The following is a 1,557-nucleotide window of genomic DNA, read 5'->3' on the forward strand; positions in this document are numbered from 1 at the left end:
AAACGCCTTCAGGGCGTTTTTCTTTGGAGAGTTTGATCCTGGCTCAGGGTGAACGCTGGCGGCGTGCCTAAGACATGCAAGTCGGGCGGGCTGTGGGTTTACTCACGGCCAGCGGCGGACGGGTGAGTAACGCGTGGGTGACCTACCTGGAAGAGGGGGACAACCTGGGGAAACCCAGGCTAATCCCCCATGTGGTCATGTCCTGTGGGGCATGATTAAAGGGGCGACCCGCTTCTGGATGGGCCCGCGTCCCATCAGCTAGTTGGTGGGGTAAGAGCCCACCAAGGCGACGACGGGTAGCCGGTCTGAGAGGATGGCCGGCCACAGGGGCACTGAGACACGGGCCCCACTCCTACGGGAGGCAGCAGTTAGGAATCTTCCGCAATGGACGGAAGTCTGACGGAGCGACGCCGCTTGGAGGAGGAAGCCCTTCGGGGTGTAAACTCCTGAACCCGGGACGAAAGCCCTGATGAGGGGGATGACGGTACCGGGGTAATAGCGCCGGCCAACTCCGTGCCAGCAGCCGCGGTAATACGGAGGGCGCGAGCGTTACCCGGATTTACTGGGCGTAAAGGGCGTGTAGGCGGTTTGGGGCGTCCCATGTGGAAGGCCACGGCTCAACCGTGGGGGAGCGTGGGATACGCTCAAGCTAGAGGGTGGGAGGGGGTGGTGGAATTCCCGGAGTAGCGGTGAAATGCGCAGATACCGGGAGGAACGCCGATGGCGAAGGCAGCCACCTGGCCCATTTCTGACGCTGAGGCGCGAAAGCGTGGGGAGCGAACCGGATTAGATACCCGGGTAGTCCACGCCCTAAACGATGCGCGCTAGGTCTCTGGTGTGTGCTGGGGGCCGAAGCCAACGCGATAAGCGCGCCGCCTGGGGAGTACGGCCGCAAGGCTGAAACTCAAAGGAATTGACGGGGGCCCGCACAAGCGGTGGAGCATGTGGTTTAATTCGAAGCAACGCGAAGAACCTTACCAGGCCTTGACATGCTGGGGAACCTAGGTGAGAGCCTGGGGTGCCCTGTGAGGGGAGCCTTAGCACAGGTGCTGCATGGCCGTCGTCAGCTCGTGTCGTGAGATGTTGGGTTAAGTCCCGCAACGAGCGCAACCCTTGCCGTTAGTTGCCAGCGGGTGAGGCCGGGCACTCTAACGGGACTGCCTGCGAAAGCGGGAGGAAGGCGGGGACGACGTCTGGTCATCATGGCCCTTACGGCCTGGGCGACACACGTGCTACAATGCCCACTACAGAGCGATGCCACCCAGTGATGGGGAGCGGATCGCGGAAAGGTGGGCGTAGTTCGGATTGGGGTCTGCAACCCGACCCCATGAAGGCGGAATCGCTAGTAATCGCGGATCAGCCATGCCGCGGTGAATACGTTCCCGGGCCTTGTACACACCGCCCGTCACGCCATGGGAGCGGGTTTTACCCGAAGTCGCCGGGAGCCTGAGGGCAGGCGCCGAGGGTAGGGCCCGTGACTGGGGCGAAGTCGTAACAAGGTAGCTGTACCGGAAGGTGCGGCTGGATCACCTCCTTTCTAAGGAGCATGAAGCCCTG

The 1,557-nt window shown here is 62.5% G+C and carries 1 rRNA gene; it reads left to right on the forward strand.

The features are described 5' to 3' along the window. Nucleotides 1–20: 20 nt before the first annotated feature. Nucleotides 21–1,537: ribosomal RNA gene (locus ETP66_RS11790) — 16S ribosomal RNA — on the forward strand. Nucleotides 1,538–1,557 lie beyond the last annotated feature (20 nt).

The sequence above is a fragment of the Thermus thermamylovorans genome (assembly GCF_004307015.1).
GTDB classification, from domain to species: Bacteria; Deinococcota; Deinococci; order Deinococcales; family Thermaceae; genus Thermus; species Thermus thermamylovorans.